This window comes from Flavobacteriales bacterium (assembly GCA_016124845.1).
GTDB lineage: Bacteria > Bacteroidota > Bacteroidia > UBA10329 > UBA10329 > UBA10329.
In genome coordinates, this window is sequence record WGMW01000035.1 from 1 (window position 1) to 18,862 (window position 18,862).

The 18,862-nt window shown below is 47.7% G+C and carries 18 protein-coding genes; 4 read left to right on the plus strand and 14 right to left on the minus strand.

Features of this window, described 5'->3' with window-relative positions; genetic code table 11:
- The 3 genes from GC178_13105 to GC178_13115 all read right to left on the minus strand — a co-directional run.
- Positions 1 to 569: PKD domain-containing protein (locus GC178_13105; protein ID MBI1288502.1), on the minus strand; the 569-nt coding region annotated here is incomplete at its 3' end.
- Positions 570 to 641: 72 nt separating this feature from the next.
- The gene (locus GC178_13110) at positions 642 to 1,328 is read right to left on the minus strand and encodes a hypothetical protein (protein MBI1288503.1); all 687 of its coding nucleotides are present in this window, start codon (positions 1,326 to 1,328) and stop codon (positions 642 to 644) included.
- A 33-nt stretch (positions 1,329 to 1,361) separates the two neighbouring features.
- Entirely contained in the window at positions 1,362 to 2,048 is a 687-nt protein-coding gene (locus tag GC178_13115; protein MBI1288504.1) for a hypothetical protein, read from the minus strand.
- Between the two features lie 118 nt (positions 2,049 to 2,166).
- Between GC178_13115 and GC178_13120 the strand changes: the two genes are divergently transcribed.
- Positions 2,167 to 3,963: a tetratricopeptide repeat protein gene (locus GC178_13120; GenBank protein MBI1288505.1), complete on the plus strand. Its 1,797-nt coding sequence runs from the start codon at positions 2,167 to 2,169 to the stop codon at positions 3,961 to 3,963.
- 3 nt (positions 3,964 to 3,966) lie between these two features.
- Here GC178_13120 and GC178_13125 read toward each other — a convergent pair whose 3' ends face one another.
- The 10 genes from GC178_13125 to GC178_13170 form a co-directional block, all read right to left on the minus strand.
- Positions 3,967 to 6,330: a TonB-dependent receptor gene (locus tag GC178_13125; protein ID MBI1288506.1), complete on the minus strand. Its 2,364-nt coding sequence runs from the start codon at positions 6,328 to 6,330 to the stop codon at positions 3,967 to 3,969.
- A 75-nt stretch (positions 6,331 to 6,405) separates the two neighbouring features.
- The gene (locus GC178_13130) at positions 6,406 to 6,969 is read right to left on the minus strand and encodes a type 1 periplasmic binding fold superfamily protein (GenBank protein ID MBI1288507.1); all 564 of its coding nucleotides are present in this window, start codon (positions 6,967 to 6,969) and stop codon (positions 6,406 to 6,408) included.
- An 80-nt stretch (positions 6,970 to 7,049) separates the two neighbouring features.
- Positions 7,050 to 7,454 (minus strand): hypothetical protein, encoded by a 405-nt coding sequence (locus tag GC178_13135; GenBank protein ID MBI1288508.1) that lies wholly within the window; start codon positions 7,452 to 7,454, stop codon positions 7,050 to 7,052.
- A gap of 33 nt (positions 7,455 to 7,487) precedes the next feature.
- On the minus strand, positions 7,488 to 8,174 hold the full coding sequence (locus GC178_13140) for a DUF3943 domain-containing protein (protein MBI1288509.1): 687 nt from the start codon (positions 8,172 to 8,174) through the stop codon (positions 7,488 to 7,490).
- 193 nt (positions 8,175 to 8,367) lie between these two features.
- Positions 8,368 to 10,032, minus strand: a complete 1,665-nt coding sequence (locus GC178_13145; GenBank protein ID MBI1288510.1) for a T9SS type A sorting domain-containing protein — start codon at positions 10,030 to 10,032, stop codon at positions 8,368 to 8,370.
- A 119-nt stretch (positions 10,033 to 10,151) separates the two neighbouring features.
- Complete coding sequence (locus tag GC178_13150) at positions 10,152 to 10,532, minus strand: hypothetical protein (protein MBI1288511.1); 381 nt, start codon at positions 10,530 to 10,532, stop codon at positions 10,152 to 10,154.
- 86 nt (positions 10,533 to 10,618) lie between these two features.
- Positions 10,619 to 11,362, minus strand: a complete 744-nt coding sequence (locus GC178_13155; GenBank protein MBI1288512.1) for a hypothetical protein — start codon at positions 11,360 to 11,362, stop codon at positions 10,619 to 10,621.
- Positions 11,363 to 11,368: 6 nt separating this feature from the next.
- On the minus strand, positions 11,369 to 12,220 hold the full coding sequence (locus tag GC178_13160; GenBank protein ID MBI1288513.1) for a transglutaminase domain-containing protein: 852 nt from the start codon (positions 12,218 to 12,220) through the stop codon (positions 11,369 to 11,371).
- A 3-nt stretch (positions 12,221 to 12,223) separates the two neighbouring features.
- Positions 12,224 to 12,454: a DUF350 domain-containing protein gene (locus GC178_13165; protein ID MBI1288514.1), complete on the minus strand. Its 231-nt coding sequence runs from the start codon at positions 12,452 to 12,454 to the stop codon at positions 12,224 to 12,226.
- A 29-nt stretch (positions 12,455 to 12,483) separates the two neighbouring features.
- Positions 12,484 to 13,137 carry a DUF1361 domain-containing protein gene (locus GC178_13170; protein ID MBI1288515.1) on the minus strand — a complete coding sequence of 218 codons (654 nt, stop codon included), beginning with the start codon at positions 13,135 to 13,137 and terminating at the stop codon, positions 12,484 to 12,486.
- Between the two features lie 231 nt (positions 13,138 to 13,368).
- On the opposite strand from GC178_13170, the gene GC178_13175 reads away from it, so the two are divergent.
- The 3 genes from GC178_13175 to GC178_13185 all read left to right on the plus strand — a co-directional run bounded on the left by GC178_13175 (position 13,369) and on the right by GC178_13185 (position 17,591).
- The gene (locus GC178_13175; GenBank protein ID MBI1288516.1) at positions 13,369 to 13,980 is read left to right on the plus strand and encodes a hypothetical protein; all 612 of its coding nucleotides are present in this window, start codon (positions 13,369 to 13,371) and stop codon (positions 13,978 to 13,980) included.
- A 430-nt stretch (positions 13,981 to 14,410) separates the two neighbouring features.
- Positions 14,411 to 15,043, plus strand: a complete 633-nt coding sequence (locus tag GC178_13180; GenBank protein MBI1288517.1) for a hypothetical protein — start codon at positions 14,411 to 14,413, stop codon at positions 15,041 to 15,043.
- A gap of 139 nt (positions 15,044 to 15,182) precedes the next feature.
- Positions 15,183 to 17,591 (plus strand): T9SS type A sorting domain-containing protein, encoded by a 2,409-nt coding sequence (locus GC178_13185; protein ID MBI1288518.1) that lies wholly within the window; start codon positions 15,183 to 15,185, stop codon positions 17,589 to 17,591.
- Between the two features lie 2 nt (positions 17,592 to 17,593).
- On the opposite strand, the gene GC178_13190 is transcribed toward GC178_13185, so the two are convergent.
- Entirely contained in the window at positions 17,594 to 18,862 is a 1,269-nt protein-coding gene (locus tag GC178_13190; protein MBI1288519.1) for an NAD(P)-binding protein, read from the minus strand.

An 18,862-nucleotide genomic window follows, 5' to 3' on the forward strand; every position in this document is an offset into this window, starting at 1 on the left:
CAGACGATGTTCACGTGGTGGCAAGTGGAATCGGTGCTGCAACTGTTGGTGACCGTCTGGCAGACGGTGTAGTTGCCCGTAGCCACATACGTGTGCTGCGGTTCGGCCTGCGTACTGATGTTCCCATCTCCGAAATCCCAAAGCGTGCTTGTGGAAGTGGGCGAGACGGTCGCATCCGTGAAATCGACCGTGTAATCGGTGATGGAGGTTGAGAAATCAGGTAGCGGGTCGGTGCAGGTGACGGTGATCGTCCCGGTCATGCCCAACCCAGCATGTGGATCACATTGGTAATTGTAGAACCCCGAGGTGTTGAAGGTGTGGGAGTACGTCCATGTTGCAGGAGCAACGCTATTACCGAAAGACTCTGGGTTTGAGGGAAAAACAGTTTGCGTTCCATCAACGTTGTGCGAACCCTGCGTGCAGTTCCATTCTACAATGTCGCCAATCTCGATCGTCAGATCGGCAGGCGTAAAAACATTACTTGTAACCGAAACCTGATGGGTTGTCTGAGCCTGAAGTAGAGCTCCCGAACTAAGGACGGAAGCGATGATGGTAAAGAGCTTTTTCATGTTCCGAAGTTACATTTTGAAAGCATCTTCAGAACAGGTTTCCGATTGACCGAATGTTCGAACAGTCGTGTTCTACTTGGGATCTACCAGATAATTGCCAGAGTCTCCACAATCTGTGGGGCAGGGAAGTTGGCTTTTCAGGTAATCGGTTTCCAATTCAGTTATCTTGCCATTTTCCAGTTTCGCGGCCATGATCATCATGGTACTGCCACCTGAGATCTGTCCCGGAATAATGGTAATCCCCGTTGCTCCGCTCACTTTCAATTGATTCTGAAGAACAGATTTACTGAAGAACACCTTTTGGTAGTTGAGTTTTGAATTGGCAACGTTGGATACACAGCCTGTGGCCTTGCTTTTGGATATTTTTTTGGCGCTGCATGAATTGTTCTCATCGTATGATTCTGCATGCAGGTACTTATTGGTCAGTGCCGGGCCGATCTCTTTGCCGTTGGCATCTACGGCAACGGTAATGATGTCGCAATTTGCCTGGTCTGAACTTTCCTTTGCGTTGTAGATACGAACCCCTACCGCAGCTGAAGGGGAAAGAAGGTTGGTCAGATCGTCTGATGAGATAAACGCACGATTATAACCGCAGGCATCACTTACCGATTCGGCCTCGGCTATTGCATCCGCCTTTTTAACGCTAATGGGTTCTGAGCCTCTCGGTTCGGGAGACGAATACATGGTCTGCGAAAATCCGTTCGAAGCGCATAACAGCATTAGTCCGAACGCAACGGAATGAAACAATTTTGTTTTCATAAGGGGGGTGGTTTTGGTGGATATCAAAGTCAATTAACGATTCCAAAGCAGGTTAGTGTCCCCTCCACAATCAACAGGACAGGGCAGCTGGCTTTGCAGATATTTGCCACCGAGATCTTTTATCTCGTTGTTCTGATCGACCACTGCACCGAACGACATGGTCCGCAGCTGACCTTTATCCGATTCGTACCCAGATGAAAAGATCCGGATTCCGGTTGCATTTGCAGTATTGAGCAGCGCATTCAGACTTTCATTTCCCAGAAACGTGGCATAGGGTTTATAACCTGCAACACCATCTCTTAGGTTATACACACATTTTTTGGCAGTTGAGAGGTTCATTTTCTCAAACTCATCGGGATAGTGAGCATCCAACGCTCTGGCCAAATGATATTTGCGCTCGAGAAAATCCCCGATCTCTTTTCCGTCAGCGTTTATCGCCACCGCTATCACATCGGAAAACCGTTGTTTGGGGTCTTCCATAGCGATATAAAACCGGATGCCCACACAATTTTTTACACTCATCAGGTCTCTGATGTCGCTTGTTTGAATGTAAACACTGCTGAATCCGCAGGACGGAATGAGTGCCTTGGCCAGTTCCTCAACCTTTACCAGGTCCATTTTTATCGGGTTGTCCTTCGACTGAAACGTCTGAGAAAATGAGTAATTGATCGAGAAAAGGAGGCAGAAAAGGAAAGCTCCCAAGTTGGTCGGTCGGGTCATAGTTGGTTGTTGGTTTCCGAAATGTAACAATTGTTTTCTTGGTATCGTTGAATTTGTCTTTGATGTCGATGAAACTTTCATTTCGTCAGATTAAAAGAATGTCAACCTTTGTCGCATTATGACCTCCAACCGCAACTCCGCCTGGTTCTCCGCAGTCGTGATCCTTCTGATGCTGACCAGCGATTTGTTCCTTGGTCTTGGAATGGTCCATGCTCAGCATAGTGTTGCAAAAGAAAATGCCGGTGTGCAGGTGGAGGCGCTTCTTCAAAAGGCCAAAGACCAAAAGAAATGCGGAGAATATGATAAGGCATTCGAGACCATTTCCCAAGCATTGGAGTTAAGTAAACGTTCAGACGATCAAAATTTGATTGCCCGTTCAATGAGCGACCTTGGCGTGATAAGAATGTACCAGGGACGTTATTCAGACGCCTTGGAGATGTTTCACGAAGCCGTAAGTATCTGCGAAGAACTGAAAGATTCTGTTTGCATGGCCGAAAACTACAACTACTTCGCTTCTGTGCATCATGCCCAAAAGGACTATGGCATTGCCATCAAATATTACCTCAAAAGCCTTGAACTCAGGAAAGGGTTGGATGATTCTGTGGCGCTTGGCGTACTCTACAATAACCTCGGAACCTTGTATGCAGACCAGAACGATCTGAAACATGCGCTCGATTATCATGGTAGGAGCATGGCCATTTGGGAATCGTTGCACGATACTTCCTGGATCGCGGTTTCGCTTCGACATATCGGTTACTGCAGAGAGTTGCAAGGCAAAGTGGATGAGGCATTGGGCTCTTATTTGAAAAGCTACGAGCTGAGCATGAGAAAAGGTACCCGAATGAACGTGATCCGTGCTTCCATGCCAGTAGGCAACCTCTACCTGAAAATGGGGGACCCGAAAAATGCCCTTGAATGGTGTAAACGCGCCTATCTGCTTTCCATGGAAGAGAGCAACCTGTACGGCATTCAGGAAAGTTGTTTGTGTCTGTCGCAGGTGTATGATGGGTTGCACCGTTCTGCAGAGGCGTTGGATTTCTACAGGCGCTCCATCAAAGCACGCGATTCCATTTACGGACACGAACGGACCAAGGAACTGACCCGCCTGGAGATGAATTTCGTGTTTGAGCGGCAGCAGTTGGCCGATAGCCTGAAGTTCGTGAAGGCGCAAATCGTCAAAGAGAAGCAGATACAGAATGAACGTATCGGTTGGGCCTCAACAGGAATTGTCCTTCTTATGATCGGAGCTATGGCGTTGGTTATCTACCGCGGAAAGAGGAAGTCAGACCACCTGTTGCTCAATATCTTACCCAAAGAAATTGCGGAGGAATTGAAAGCCGAAGGCTCGGCCAAGCCCAAGCAATTGGACAATGTAACGGTCATCTTCACGGATTTCTGCGGTTTCACAGCGCTCTCGGAAAATATGACCCCGGAACAATTGGTGACCGAGATCGATGAATGCTTCAGCCATTTCGATCGCATTATGGATGAGTTTGGAGTTGAAAAGATCAAGACCATTGGAGATGCGTACATGGCGGCTTCAGGCATTCCATCTCCCAAAGCAACCCATGCATTAGATGCGGTAAAGGCCGCCTTGAAGATGCAGGATTTCATGGTAAAAAGGGAAGCCGAACTACAGGAAGAGAATCGGCCTTTTTTCAAAATGCGTGTCGGAATACACACAGGTTCGGTAGTGGCCGGAATTGTAGGCGAGAAGAAGTTTCAGTATGACATTTGGGGAGATGCCGTGAACACGGCCGCTCGCATGGAGCAGAATGGCGAACCAAGTCGCATCAATGTTTCAAAAGAGACCTACGAATTGGTGAAGGATGAATTTGCGTTTACCTACCGCGGCAAGATAAAGGCCAAGGGAAAAGGCGAGATAGACATGTATTTCGTGGATGGATTGAAGTAGCGATCAGAACGTAACACCGATCTGCGCACTTACATTCCAACCAAGATCATCCGAGAAATAACGCTGGCGGTTCAAGTAATCGCGGTAGCGTGTGTTCAGCAGATTCTCACCCCGCAAGGAACAGCGCAACGTGGCCTTTTTCAGCTTGAACGAGGTTCCCAGATTCGCGCCAAGCAGGAAATAACCATTGGGAACAGGCATAATATCCTGATCGGCATTCAGGTGATTCTGCTTGAAAACGTACCGTCCGTTGATGGAAACCGAAGAGTTCTTCATCTTCTTCCCATCCTTGAACGTGTAAGCGAACGACCCGAAAAGATTATTGCTTGGCATGTACACCAACGGCTTGTGGTTGCGCACATCATCACCTTGCAGAAACGAATATTTCACCATTAGGCGGATGCTTTCTATCGGTTCATACGAGGCCAGCACGTCCGTTCCGATCAGCGTGGCATCGGTCTGATGGTAAGAATAGAGCGGAAACGCTCCGCGGATGGTCAGTCTGAACTCAGATTCGGGTTGCAGGTAGATGAAATCCTGCACATACTGGTAGTAGCCGAGCACCTGCACGAACAGTTTCTTGCGAACGTTCCAGTCGGCTGTCAGCACCACTTTGCTCGAACGTTCGCTCTTGAGGTTGGGATTGCCGAGTTCAATTCCGCTCACACCTTGGTGCAGTCCGTTGCTGTAAAGTTCATTCACCTGCGGTGATCGTAGCACATGGCCCATGTCCAGGTTCAGTTTGAGTTGCGGAAGCACTTGCCATCGCATTCCAGCCGACAGACTGTAATTATTGAAGACGTGATAGTGCCGTTCTATCTCTCGCGGAAGCGAGGAAGAAATGGCCACCACTTGCAGGTCGGTGAGGTCGTAGCGCGCGCCAAGTTCATACAGTACATGCCCTTTCTGTTCCTGAAAGATGGCAAATGCGCCTGCGCGATACGCGCGGTAATCGGGAATGAGCGGCAGAATGCCCGTTTCGGGATTGTTCGTGTTGTCGGTTATCCGAAGTTGAATTCCTGTTTTCAGTTTACGGTCATGTTCAAAAAAGTGGTCATAAACACTTTCCAAAAACTGATCCCACAGCAAAAGACTCAACGCAGGCGTATTGCTTCGGTCGCCCCTGCGGATGTCAAACTCCTTACGGTTGTTCACCTGGGCCGCGTAGGTCAATCGCAGGGTCTGATGCTCGTTGAAGATGTGGCGGCTCTGCAACTTGGCCAAATGATGCTGCACCGTTTGGTGTGGCGCATTGATCTTGTACGAGAAGGTGTCTTTGGTAAAGAACGGAACATCTCTTCCGATGGCTTCCTGCAGGTCGGTGAGGTTGCCGATGTGCGAACCACGCAGAATGCCTATTTCCGTATTGAAAAGGCTGTAGTAGAACTTCATCTCCCACTTGGAGCTGATGTGTTTTTCGAGTTGCGCGGCCACGTCATACTCGCGTTTGCCTGTGTTGGTGAGGTAATAATCGGGTGCGCTACGGTCGCCAAAAACCTTGGCCGTGGCCGAAACCCGCCAAGCAGCCCACTTGGCGTATTTCTCCAATCGCGCGTTGAGCGTATGTCCCAATCCGTTGGTCTGAAATACGTAGTTCACGTTTCCGTGCAGGTGCGGGTCGTTGGCAATTTCGCTTGGCTCGATCAGCACCACGCTACCCAGCGAATTGCCTGGATAGGCGAGGGCAGAGGCACCTTTTACCACAGAGATGTGCTCGGCCACGTACGGATCGATCTCGGGCGCATGGTCGTTTCCCCATTGCTGGCCGCTTTGGGCCACACCGTTGTTCAGAACCGCCACACGGTTGCCAGTAAGTCCGTGTACCACAGGTTTCGAAACCCCCGCTCCCGTGCGCAGACTGCTGACACCCGTCATCTGTTGCAGCATTTCCGAAAGATCCTTGTTCGCTTCTTCCGTTATCGTTTCCTGGTTGATGGTGGTGCTGGCAGCCGTTTCCTGCTGCGAGTGATGGTCGTGTACCACCACCTCATCCACCAATTCGTTGTGGTGATGCATGCTGATGGCGATGGTCGTATCCTTCTTCAGGTCGATGAAAACCGTATGCGTTTCGCAACCGATATGATTGAAGCGCAAATGGTAGGAGCCTTTGCACAGGTTTGTGAGTCTGAAGTTACCGCTGCTGTCTGCCGCCACGCCCGATTGCAGTTCCTCCACGTAAACCGTTCCGTACGCCATGGGAATTCCCGTGCCTTCATCGGCCAGACTTCCCGAAATGGAAAGGGAACAGTTCTGCCCAAACCCTGAAAAGGGGAAAAGGAAAACGGAAAAAAGAAACCACCCCGTCCCTTTGGGACACCCCTCCTTAGTGAAGGAGGGGAGCATCCCGCTGATCCAACGTTGGATCAACGTGACAGTTCTCCCCCAGGAAAGGGGGAGTGTCTGCCGTAGGCGGACGAGGGGGTTTCTTCTATTCACGTTTGCTTATTGAATGGTCACATCAAACGTCACTTCAATATCGGTTTCACCACCCACGTTGGTGATGTCGCCAGAAGAAGCACCTGTTGCAAACTTGTCAGGTTGATGGCGCAACGTAATGGTCAGCGTTCCGCTAGAAGCTGCACCTGTTGCCATGGTGGATGCCAATCCGATCGGGTTTCCATTGGCATCTGCATCATCGTATGCAAACGTGGCGTTGATGCCAGATGGCTGGAAAAAGAACTGGTGATCCACGGCCTCATTGGCCACTTCATTGCTCGTGGTATCGACCGGATTTGTGGTCTCATTCAGCAGCAAAAGTGAACCCGAATAGGTGGTGTTGGATGCCAAATTTCCATTTGTGATGACGGGTGCGTTGCCGCCATCTCCGTCCACATCTTGGAACTGAAATATGACAGCCGAACCACCGCCATCAGGCGTCAGCGTGTATCTGAGGGTGGTAATAATTTCTTCCTGATTCGGAATGACGGGATCGTTCTTCTCGCAGGATGTGAGTAATGCGATTGCAAATAGGGGCAAAGCCCACAAAAGTTTCTTTGTGTTTTTCATGATTCTTGAATTAAATGTGATCGGTCGGTGACTACAGCCATCGACAGTTCATGACCGAAAGGTCATTTATGAATGGGAGATCATGAAAAAGCGGGCGGACCGCGGGGAGCGCAGAGCAGCGAGAAATCGTGACCTACAACCTTGACGCAGGCAGCTTCATTGAAAACGGAATGCGAAGGCTTGGTATTGGTCTCTACGCTTGCTGAAGCAAAGTGAAAGCGAGAAACCGTGACCTTGCACAGGTCGCAATGCGTCAGTTGCTTGGTAAGGTGGGTCTTATGATGACAGTCGTGCGAGAAATCGCCATGGTAAATGGCACGGTGACATGAATCGGCCTCTGCTTCTGCCGTGTGCAGTTCAGCGTCTTGGTGCTGATGAACGAACTGGTGGAAACTCTCGAACGAAACGACATTCAGCAGGTAACTCAGCAGAAAGAGTACCGCCAACACATTCCACGATCGGTTATTTCTGTGCTTGTTTGTCACGTTCGCAAAATTGCTGATTTATCAGTTCCGTGCCTAATTTCCTGAATAACGTTTCAAACGGTAACCATTGTTCAAAATGAACATGGGGTTGATGATGGTAACGGCTGCAGCCTCATACCACTTAAAACCATTGCGCGCCATTTTCATGGTGCCGAAGTGGACGAGTTCGCCAAGCGCAATACCCGCAATGGGCGTGACGATGAGGTCCTGAATACTCGGCTGTTCCAATCCCGCCTCTATCACATATTCCCACACGAAAACCTGACCTACACAAAAAAGGGCCGATTGCCAGCGATTGGCGTTCTGCGAACGGACGGCATTGTAAAACAGCGTTCCTTGGTAAGGATGACCAACGTAATTGATGTACCATTTGTCGTGGTCGAAAACAGGCGGCTGCGTCCAAGCGCGTTTCATGTTGCTGCCATAATAATTGAAAACACCGGGTTTCCAACCGCTGATGTCTGAAGGAAGCGCGGCCAGCGTTCCATATCCGATCGCTTCAAAACCATGGACGAAAAGTCCGCCCCGCCACATTTTACGGGCAAAAGGTGCGTTTGTGTTCCTTGGGATGAATTCTCCGCTTGGTAGCAAATATGGCCGCAACGAGTCTTTGGGAAGTGATTGCGCGTGAGCGGAAATGGTCGCAAGTACAATTGTTAACGACAGCAAGAGACACATCTTGGGTCTATTGCCAAAATACGTTGAAATGGAGATTGACATGAACGTTAAACTGCTGCCTGAATTAGTTCCATCTTTAATAAAGGCTTCCCATTTTTCATAATGCCTCGAAAAAACATATCACTTCAAACACAGACTTTCACGTTGCAAAGCTGCCTATTTTGTACCGGTATAACGTGATATCGGTCGCTTTATACGATGGTTATTGTCAGATTCCGAAATGGGATGTGCATGGTCAGTTTAGGATGAACTTGTTGATAGAGAACGTTTCACAACCTTGCAGCAACTGCACATAATAGATTCCCTTTGGTACGTCATGAAGGTCGAAGTTCAGTTCGGTTTGTCCTTTTGGGAGATTACAACTTCTGGTTTCAACGAGTTGTCCGAGGTTGCTGTAGACCTTTAGTGTGACCAAAAGATTTTCAGGTGCAGATACCTGAAGATTGAATTGACCGCTGTTCGGGTTAGGATACAAAGTGGTGTTCATAACCATGGATGTTTCTTCCTTCTTCTCACAAACATCCTGGTTGACAAGTTTCGAAATTCCATCGAGATTTGATTGCAAACTGCTATCGGCCAATGCTTTATGCAAAAAGATTGCAGTTGAATCATCCTCAAGTTTTGAGATGTTCTGTGTCAACGCGAACGAGTAAATATCATCCGATCCGAGACCACCGGAACGGTTGGAAGTGAAATATCCTGAGATCGAATCCAGAAAAATGATTCCGAAATCATCACCTTTTGAATTTAGGGGGAAGCCCAGGTTTGTTGGCTTTACCCAGCCGAGAATGCGTGGATCATTGGAAGGCACCACTTTGAATATGTCCAATCCTCCAAGCCCAGCTCTACCTGAAGATGAGAAATAGAGGTCACCGTTGGGTTGAATACTTGGAAACATTTCGTCACCCTCTGAATTGACAAATTGTCCCAGATTCTGCGGAGCATTCCATGAGTCGGTTTTTTCAGAATAATAGGAAACGTAGATGTCCTTGCCACCGAACCCACCTGGCATATCAGATACAAAGAACAATGCTTTTAGGCTGTCAGAATAGGATGGATGTCCGAATGTAGCTCCAAATTCGGCCTGGTCGGCAAATCGGATAGGAAAGGATTCTCCGGCCATCTCTCCTTTCAGGAACGCATACCAAAGTCCGCATTTGTGGTGGTCGCATCGTGTAAAGAAGATGACGTTTCTGTGGTGATCAAAACTCACGGCTCCTTCAGCGCCATTCCTGTTCACAGAAGTGTCAAGTCTGGTCGGTGCGGTCCAATCGGCACCATTCTTTTTCGTTAGATAGACAGCGGTGCGGGAGGCAGCATCGGTTTCTCCATTTACAACATGACGGTTTGAACTGAACATCAGCACCCGATGTGTCTTATCCACGAACATGGGGGCGAATTCCATGGACGAAGAACTTAGCTGTCTATTGACACTCACGCTGAACGGTTCGGGATTTGCCAGCCAGGCTTCACTCATTTTCATGCCTGTAAGCAGAGCCTGTCCTTTCCCTCTCATTGGATGTTCCTTTGACTTTCTGATGTATCGTTTCACTGTGCGGGTGGCCTCCTTTATTCTATCAGATTCGCGGAGCATAATGGCCAACTCATAAATCGCCTCGAGATCGTAGCGGTCTTTGGCGATCGAACGTTTCAAATACTCCGTGGCAGATTCCAGATTATTCATGGATCGGAAGCAATACGCCATACGGTAGTAGATGCGCGAGTCATCCCAACGGTCTTTGGAGTAGGAAAGAGATGTTGTGTATAGTTCCAAGGCCTTCTGATAGTTGGCATTATTGGCCTGCGTCTGTGCAAGGTCAATAAGAGAATCAACTTGATTTTGACCTTGGACAAGGCCTGAACAGAAGAGGAGGGAAATTAAGGTAAAGGTTCTAAGCATGAGGTTGAATTTATTCTGCAACGAAAAAGATAAACGGAAATTACTTGGATGAATCAGCTAATCAGGAAATAATGTTAGACATGTTGATCAGTAGTAGATTCATCTGATCGATTTCGGTGTCACTCTATTCGTTTTAGGATTATTTGCAAAGTGCCGCTGTTGTTGTCGAAGAAGCCTTTGGCATCGTTGGGGAAAAGGAACAGTTCGCCACTTCGTTTCATGGTTACGATTGTGGAGGTTCCGATCGGAAATTTCCAATTTCCCACCTTTCCGCAAAGCTTCATGTAAAATTGACCCGGCATGGGTTTCAGTAGCATCCCGAAGAACATGGGAGCCGTAAAACCCTTGAAGCCGTTGGCATCGGTTGCAGGGAAATTGGCATCTTGCCATTGGCCATCAACCGTTATCTCATAGCTTTCTCCTTTATGCACAATGATGGTCGTGGGTTGAAACAGCTTATCGGCAACCACATTAACGTTGTGCTGTGGTGTTTGTCCCATCACCCAGCTTGGTAGTAGAAAAACAACGCAAGTGATAAGGTGAACCGGAAAACAAATCTCATCCCACTTCAATTCAATCTCCATCCTCACTCCGCAAAAAGCTCTTCCAACACATCCACCTCAATGGCAATGATGATGTCGAAGATGCGCAACTGATCGTCCGCAGAGAGTTCGTCAAAGAGCATATTGCCCTCCACAAGCATGTTCAGCCCCACTTCCAGCCCCGCAATTTCAGTAGCTGAATATCGGCCTCTCGATTTTTTCATTCTGGCAATGAGCTCTTGCGTGATCTGGATGACCTCTCTTACCAACGGCCGGTCGTAAAGCACCTCAAGCAGATCGCGCACGTTCTCAATAAAAGCATCAATATCCTTTCTTCTAAGCGCTTTGATGAACGAGTTGATATCGTCATTGGAGTAGGGAGGCAGTTTGCCGCTCTTCTTGGCCTTCCACACCAGTTTTGCTTCAAAATCGGTGGCCTGGCGGAAGGATTTGAAACCCTTTATCCCGGCTCCCATCAGTTTGGGAATGCTCCTGCCATGTCGCAGAACAATGGCTGCCGAATCAAACAGAATACGAAGCAGTTTGTCGGGGTGAGTGAGGTAATTGTCCAAACTGTTGAAGGCCTCATTGAGTAAAGCCCTCTTTTCGGGGAGCGGGTACATCTGCTCCAGAAAAAAATCGCGGTAGCGTATCATTCTATCCTCATCGAACGATGCTGGAATGTCGTACTTGCTGCTGATCTTATCGTATTGATAACGGTCCTTTACCAGATTGCGGAACCCGATGATCACCCCGTCCAATATTTCTTCGTCACTTGCTTTGCTCATATTCCATTATCCGTTTGCCCCACCATTTCTGACGTACTTGGACGACACCTTCCACCTGTCTTTGTGGTGACTGCGCTCGCCTTCTATCTTCGGTACGTAAAAATACGTTCCATCAAACATGAAATCGGGATGATACCGTGGTTGAAGGATGGCCAGCGGATAATGCCCGTTTTTGGAAAGATTGCTCTTCTGTGTGGCTTCCAATATGTATTCCTTTCCATTCATGTAAAGCACTACCCAAGCATGTCCTTCCGTATCGTAGGTTCCGCAGGCAACCCGCGTTTCGTAACCTAAGGAATTCAGCCAGTCGCAAAGGATGATGCTATGGTCTTCGCAATCGCCCCGTGTGTTGGCGTATGCCTCAACGGAGTATTGCCATACATCCATCTGCCCATCATATTGTTTCTCATCCAGCATGTACTGCTTGCGCATGGCCAATGTTTTGAGCGGAATGCCGAGAAACTTGGTGGCAAAGGGCTGGTAGTTGCTCAAATAGCCCTGCACAAAATGTTGTCTAAGGTCGGTGCCCTTTGCGCTGGCTACATTACTGCCATCAACATTTGTCCAGTAAAGCACGTACCTGTCTGTTTTACCGTACATGGATGCCGTGGCCTTCGCAAACTCCTCGGCACTGAAGGAGTAGAGGCCGTCTGCCGAAGTGATACTACCACCGTTCTTTCCCCAATAGCTGCTGTCATTGAGTGTAACGGGAGGTAGTTCAGGAATATCCAACACGATCCTCCTCTTGCTTTTTTCCTTCACCGTTGGTGGTTCCGGTTCGTTCAGAAGACCTGAAAGCACGAAAACCAACAGCACAATGATGCCGCACAGTCTCCAAAGTATCTTCCAAGAGTTCACTGACTATCCTTTCAGTCCGAATGAGATGATGAGCGCCACAAACAATAGAATGGCCGATGCGGCAATGGCCACCGACACGTTATTGTTCTTCAGTTCTTCTTGAATGTCCACCTTGGTCAGCAGCACGCGGTCCACAAAACCGAGCGCCAGAATGGCCACCACCAGCGAAATGAAGGCGTAAACGATATTGATGGACAGGTTGAAGAGCGTGGCTTCGAAGAATTCCCAGTTCATAGGTTACAGATTGATGCGAGCCTAAGTTACTATCCGTTTTCGATTTCATGGCCACGGAGAGAATGCAGAGACGCATACAGCAGACTCAAGAACAATCCGAAAACGATGGTCATGCCCCACGAACGGGGATGAGTGAACGGGTCGAGCACATGTGAGGAAACCTCCATGAACAGCCCGGTGGGGTCGGTCAGCACATCCCAACTGTTGAAGCGCATGTAGCGGCCAATGTAAACTCCGAAGGCACTGACGAACAGCATCAGGTACACAGACAATCTCGCGCTGAATGCTCCCATCATGGAACGCAATTTCTGTTCAATTCTTGCCAACCCCATATAACCGAAAAGGATGCCTGTCCAAGCCAAGGTAAGGATCAGAAAAGTGTCGTACCAGATAATGCTGGAGCGTGAGAACTGCAGATGGAACAGGTCGGTGAAAATGTACGGTGCGTTCGGAAAGAAGAGAATCCACAAACCAATAACGGCCACGTTGTAGAAGCGATGCGGCCATGTTCGTTTGTCAGACAGTCCGAGGGCAAGCAGATAGGGAATGGCCGCCAGAAACAGATTCCAAGTAAGGAACAGATACGTGATGCTATCGGTGTAAAAGATGCGTGCAGAGATAAGTGCCACACTTAGCGTGGAAAAGCTGATAAGCAGTCGGAGTTCGTTGGTGATGACTTTCATGGTAACGGGTTCATTTTCCTAACGATTCCGGTGGCTTGGCATTATATGAGTTTTGTTAAAAATCCTGAAATGGATGTTTTTCTACATTCTTGTTACGTGTTGTAGGTACCATGCTCTCGTTTGGTGCTGATGTGTTTCAAGACATGGACTTAATTGATGGATTAATTGTTCATAATGTTGTAGGTTGTATTTGTTTTGCTATAATTGCAGAAAAATAAACTTAAAATTATTATGAAAAAGAAAAACTGGTTACTGATGATCGGAGTAATTTCTGTAGTTGGATTCTCAACTTCATGTAACAATGATAGTGAGGTTCCTCAAGACCCTACTCCGGCCAATGTGCTATGCGATGGAAACGGTTCCACTTCCTTCTTTCCACTTGCGGCAGACAATGTTTGGACCTATAGCGGTGTCACAACGACCACCAAGACCGTTACCAACGTTGAAACGGTTGGCGGAGAGCAGCAGTTTACGGTTAACGTTCATGGGTTGAATACGTACACCGAGGTTTATAACGTAGGTGCAAATGGCGATGTATTTTTTCATTCGCCCGGAGATTCTGGACTTGATTCCACTTATCTTTATGTACCTGCCAACCCAACACTGAATCAGGAGTGGAGCTACACCATCAGTTTTGATGGGCATATCAGAAGAAAGATCACCTCGCTAACGGCTACGATAACTACCTCTCATTGTACTTATGAAAACTGTGTCGAGGTGAAGTCTTATGATGGAACAGGAGATTACCTCTATGCTCATTACTACAAAGAGGGAGTTGGCCTCGTAAAGATTGATTATGGGCTGACGACAGATAATGTATTGACCTCAGTTACACTCAATTGATCGGTATCTGACCGTCATTTGCAACGGGTTTCACCATGCGGTGAAACCCGTTGTTCATTAATAGCGGTTATTTCGGTTTCTGCATCCTCAAAACCCCGTTTCACACCTTCAAACCCCCGTTTCACACGCTCAAAACCCGGTTTCACAGAATTGCGCGTTTTTGTAAGCATTGATTTTTGCAGCTTTGATAAGCGTTATACAACGTCAAGCAGACATTAAAGTATGTGTAATTGACGTTATGATAAGTAGAATGCTTTTTGAACGTTGTAACTGGTGCGTTAGACGATGTCAAACGCTTGATTGACGTAGAAACTTGGCCATAAGGGCATGTAAAGTCTCCGTTTGACGGTGTTTAACGCAGCTTGAACAATGCAGAATGTCCGTTACATGATGTGTAACGGAGGATTAACAGACCAACCTGAAATGGAACATGAAAACAGCTAAGCTGAAAATGGGGCTGAGAGGGCTCAGCGTCTCCAAATTCAACACCCGATGTGCGACCATTACAGATGCGGTGGAAGCAAACGCTGCCACGTTTCAAACGCCCCGCCCCACGATAGCCGTATTGCGTGATGCCATCCAATTGTTGGACGTCCGCCAGCAGGCGGTAGACCAGAAATCGGGCAAAACTGCCACCTACCTGCGCAATGAGGCCAAAACCACGTTGCACAACCACATGCGTACCTTGGCCATCTATGTGGACGGTGTGGCCAAAGGCGATGGCAAGATCATCCTGCTTTCAGGGTTCGACCTGATGAAGGATTCGGAAACGGTAGGGTTGTTGCCCCCGCCCGGTACGATCACGCCAGAGGCTGATAGGCTTGGGCTGGGCGTTATCCGCCTGTTCTGGAAAGGGGTGAACCCCAGTAAAGGCTACCTTGCAAGCATTGCACCCGTAAATGATGACGGGAGCATGGGCGAATGGTACACCACCAAGGCCAAACGGCTCAGTCACCTGTTCACCGGGTTGGAAAGCGGAAAGCTGTATGCCATGCGCGTGGCCACTCTCAGTGCCGCAGGCCAAGGAACTTGGAGCCACATAGTGACCTACAGACCGCAATAGGGCACGGCTACCATTCATTCTCCATTTCCGCCATTCATCAACTCAAACCCACCATTTATCAATTGGGGAAAGAAGGTTGTTGGATTATTGGTATGTTTGAGAGGCTGGAAATGGATAGCAATAAATTCAGAGTTTGAATATGGGAAAGAGTAAGATAATATTCTTATCGCTCCTACTTTCGGTGGTGTGCTGTTTGCGTGTTAACGGCCAAACTCCGATTATTCTTACCGTTGGTGGAAATAATCCTGATTTTCAAACCATTACTGATGCCATTAACTCCATTGCCGATAATCCTACTTCTCCCTATGTAATTAATGTCCGAGATGGGATTTACAATGAATCTATTGTTTTTAGCATTGCGGGTACATCAACAGTTAATACAGTTACAGTTCAATCCGAATCTCAAGATTCGACAGCTGTCATTATTTCCCCAGTAACCCCTTCCGACCCGGCAGTTCAAATGGGGGCTCACAATATTATTCAACGTCTGAGCATCAATGGTTCCATTGAGTCCAATTGGCCACTTGATGTTAAATTTTTGAATAATGTGATTACTGGAAATATTAACTCAAGCGGACCAGAGGATTTAACATTTAGCGGGAATCTGATTATAGGAAATCTTGAGTTGATTGGACCTGCCACCGTAGTCAATAATGATATTACGGGTAACATTGAACTAAGTGGGTTTTCCACGATAATTAATAATCACATAACCGGAAGTATTGATGCGGGCGGAGCCACAGCGATGAATAACGTAGTATTACAAGACTTGAATTTGGCATATGGTGAGCATTCTACGATTATTGGCAATCAAGTTTTAGGATATCTTGACATTAGCTACGCTTCATATTCTACCGTTGCTGACAATCAGGTTTCTTTAGACTCACGTATTCTATTTTCAACAAACACAGTAGTTTCTGGTAACCAGACAATTGGAAAGCTTACGTTAGTCTATAGTGATTCTTCTGTAGTGGTTGGCAATGAATTTCATGGTAATGTACAATTGTCGGAATCCCCTTATTTATCGGTAACAGAAAATAGGTTCTATGGGAAATTGTCGATCTCACATGGTGATTACTATTCAATAAGCAATAATTCGGCTTTTCAGTCTACAGATTTCTTTGATGCTGAGTTCAGTTATTTGGATAGTTCATCATGGGTTGGGAATGCCTTTCACGGCAATACTGATATTTCATATTGTTCAAATGGGTTGGTTTGCAACAACAAATTTTATAAATGGGTCCATGTGAGTTCCTGTCCTGAAAGTATGTTGAAGTTCAATAACTTCTCAATTGACGGTTCTAATTCATCTTTAGGCATCGGTTACGATCCAGTAACCATAAGTTGCAATAATCTTCCAGCAGTTTTTTCGTTGATTAATCCAGGTCAGGTCACTTTACTTGGGAACAACTACGCCTCAGGCAATCCTTATAACGACCCAGCCCCGTTGTTCATAAATCCGATGTATGATTCGGATTTGCGTTCCACAAACCCTCAGCTGATAGGAACTGGACAAACAGATACATTGGTGATTTACGACATAGATAGCGTTTGGCGGTCAAACCCGCCAACCGTAGGTGCTAATGAGGTATGTATATCGAATGATACGGTGAACATTTTTTGCGGTGATACTGTAGTTCTAGGTCTTTGTGCGTTGCCTGCTAATGGCGCTTATGCTTGGACTCCCGCTACAGGATTAGACTCGACATCGGTTCAGCGTCCAAAGGTTTCCACAATACAAAGTAGATGGTACAAAGTACATGATATGGTTTCGGGATTCAATGATTCTGTGTTTGTGAATGCGGTTCCGTTAATCGTTTCACCGATTTCGTCCCTTGATAGTTTGCTATGTGGTCAGCAAACCAGTCTGGTGGCGGGTTATCATGCGAATGCTACATACGGTTGGTATCCGCAATCAGGGCTTTCATCCACGACAACTCAAACGGTTATGGCATCACCTGAAGTAACCACGACCTATTACGTTACTGCCCATGTTCCAGGCTGTGATACGTATATGGATTCCGTGACCATAGATGTCAATCCACTACCCACTGCCTATGTTTACATCGATTCATCATCCCAGAATTTTTTTCAGTTTCTAAACGGTTCATATTGCGCAGACAGTTACTACTGGGAATTCGGGGACTCGACCTTTTCCTCAGATATAAATCCGGAACATTTCTTCCCTGATACGGGAGGTGTGTTTGGTATAACCTTGGTGGCATGTAACTCGTTTGGTTGTGACACATTTCAAGGTGCTATCAGTTTTGCGCCAGTTATTGGTGTTATCGAAAACCTTGAAAAGCGAGACTCTTTTATCATCTACCCGAATCCGACCAATGACGATGTGACTATTTCGTTTGATGGACAACCTCGCAAGGTTGAAATACGCCTATTTGATGTTTTGGGCAACTGTCTTCAGTCCGAGAACAGAATGACAAATGAAAAGATTTTAATTGACCTTCCAGTCTTGCCTAATGGCCAATATTTCCTCAGCATTTTTGATGGAGAGTTGCATGAAGCTCAGAAACTGATTATTTACCGTTAGCTCTAAGTTCTCAAACCTGCGCTCAACTCCCGTAACCGCCCGCTCTCCGGCCAAATACGTTTGCAGGCCTCCACAGCCGATTCGATGGCGTTCTCGTGCGAACCGATGTCGCGGGTATAATCGCCTCCGAAGTAGATGTTCTGCGTACCCTGCACCTTTTCCAGTTCCTTCTGTGCGCGGAAGAAATCGGGCGTTTCGCACGGTAGCCACCATTGCGATGTGTAATGCACATGCTTCGGGTCATCGCCCTCGTTGATGTAACTGTCAAACACATCCTGATCGGTGTTCCAGCCGTCCCAGATGGTGGCATCGGCATGCTTGCCCTTGTGCAATACGTTCACCACACTCCAATCTTTTCGGTTGGGCGGCATAAAGCGCGTATCGCTGTGGGTGCATACCGTGGCCAAGTAATACTCGAACCGTGATAGCACCTTTTTCATCTCATCGATGTGCTGCGTGTCCTTCAAAATCAGCTGTGCATCGCGCGCGCCAGCGGTAATAATGAGTTTGTCGAACTCAAACGTCTTTCCACTCTCAGAGGTCACCGACACCTTTCCCGTTTCGGGGTTGGGTTGCACATGCTTTACGCCATCGTTCACCAGTATCTGCGTGTTCTTCAGGCTGTCGGCCATCAGTTGGATGTAATTCCGCGTGCCGCCTTTCATCACCTTCCACTCAAAGCCGCTCAGTCCGCTGGGTTTGTGGTACACGAGGTACTTCATCAGCGGGTAGATGGCGAAATCCTCCGTCTGGTCGAACGGACTTCCCCAAACGCCCGACAACAGCGGCTTCAGAAACCCGTTGCGTTGCTTTTCGCTCAGGTTCAGTTTGTCCATGAACTCGCCCAAGGTCATATCGGTCTCGTGGTTCTCCACGATCTTGGTGGAAGCATTGATGGCCTTGTTCATCAGCAGCAGTTCGGGCAGCCGATGTGCTTTCGTGAACATCTGCATGAAACGTCTGGGCGTGGAAGGAGGCATGCAGTTCACCTGTCCGGTCAGCGTGTTGTAGTAGGTCATGTTCATCGGCACCCACTCAAACGGTATCTGCTGCAGTTCAAGCAGGCGATTAAAGAGCGGGTAGATCTTTGGCGAGAACCAGTTGGCACCGTCATCCACGTAGTGCATGATGCCGTTTACTTCCACCTCAACAGTGTGGGTGTTGCCGCCCAAGTAGTCCTTCTTCTCAAACAGGGTCAGTTCGTGACCTTCGTCCAGCAGCCAAGCGGTGCACATGCCCGCGCCTCCCGAGCCAATGATTCCTATCTTCAA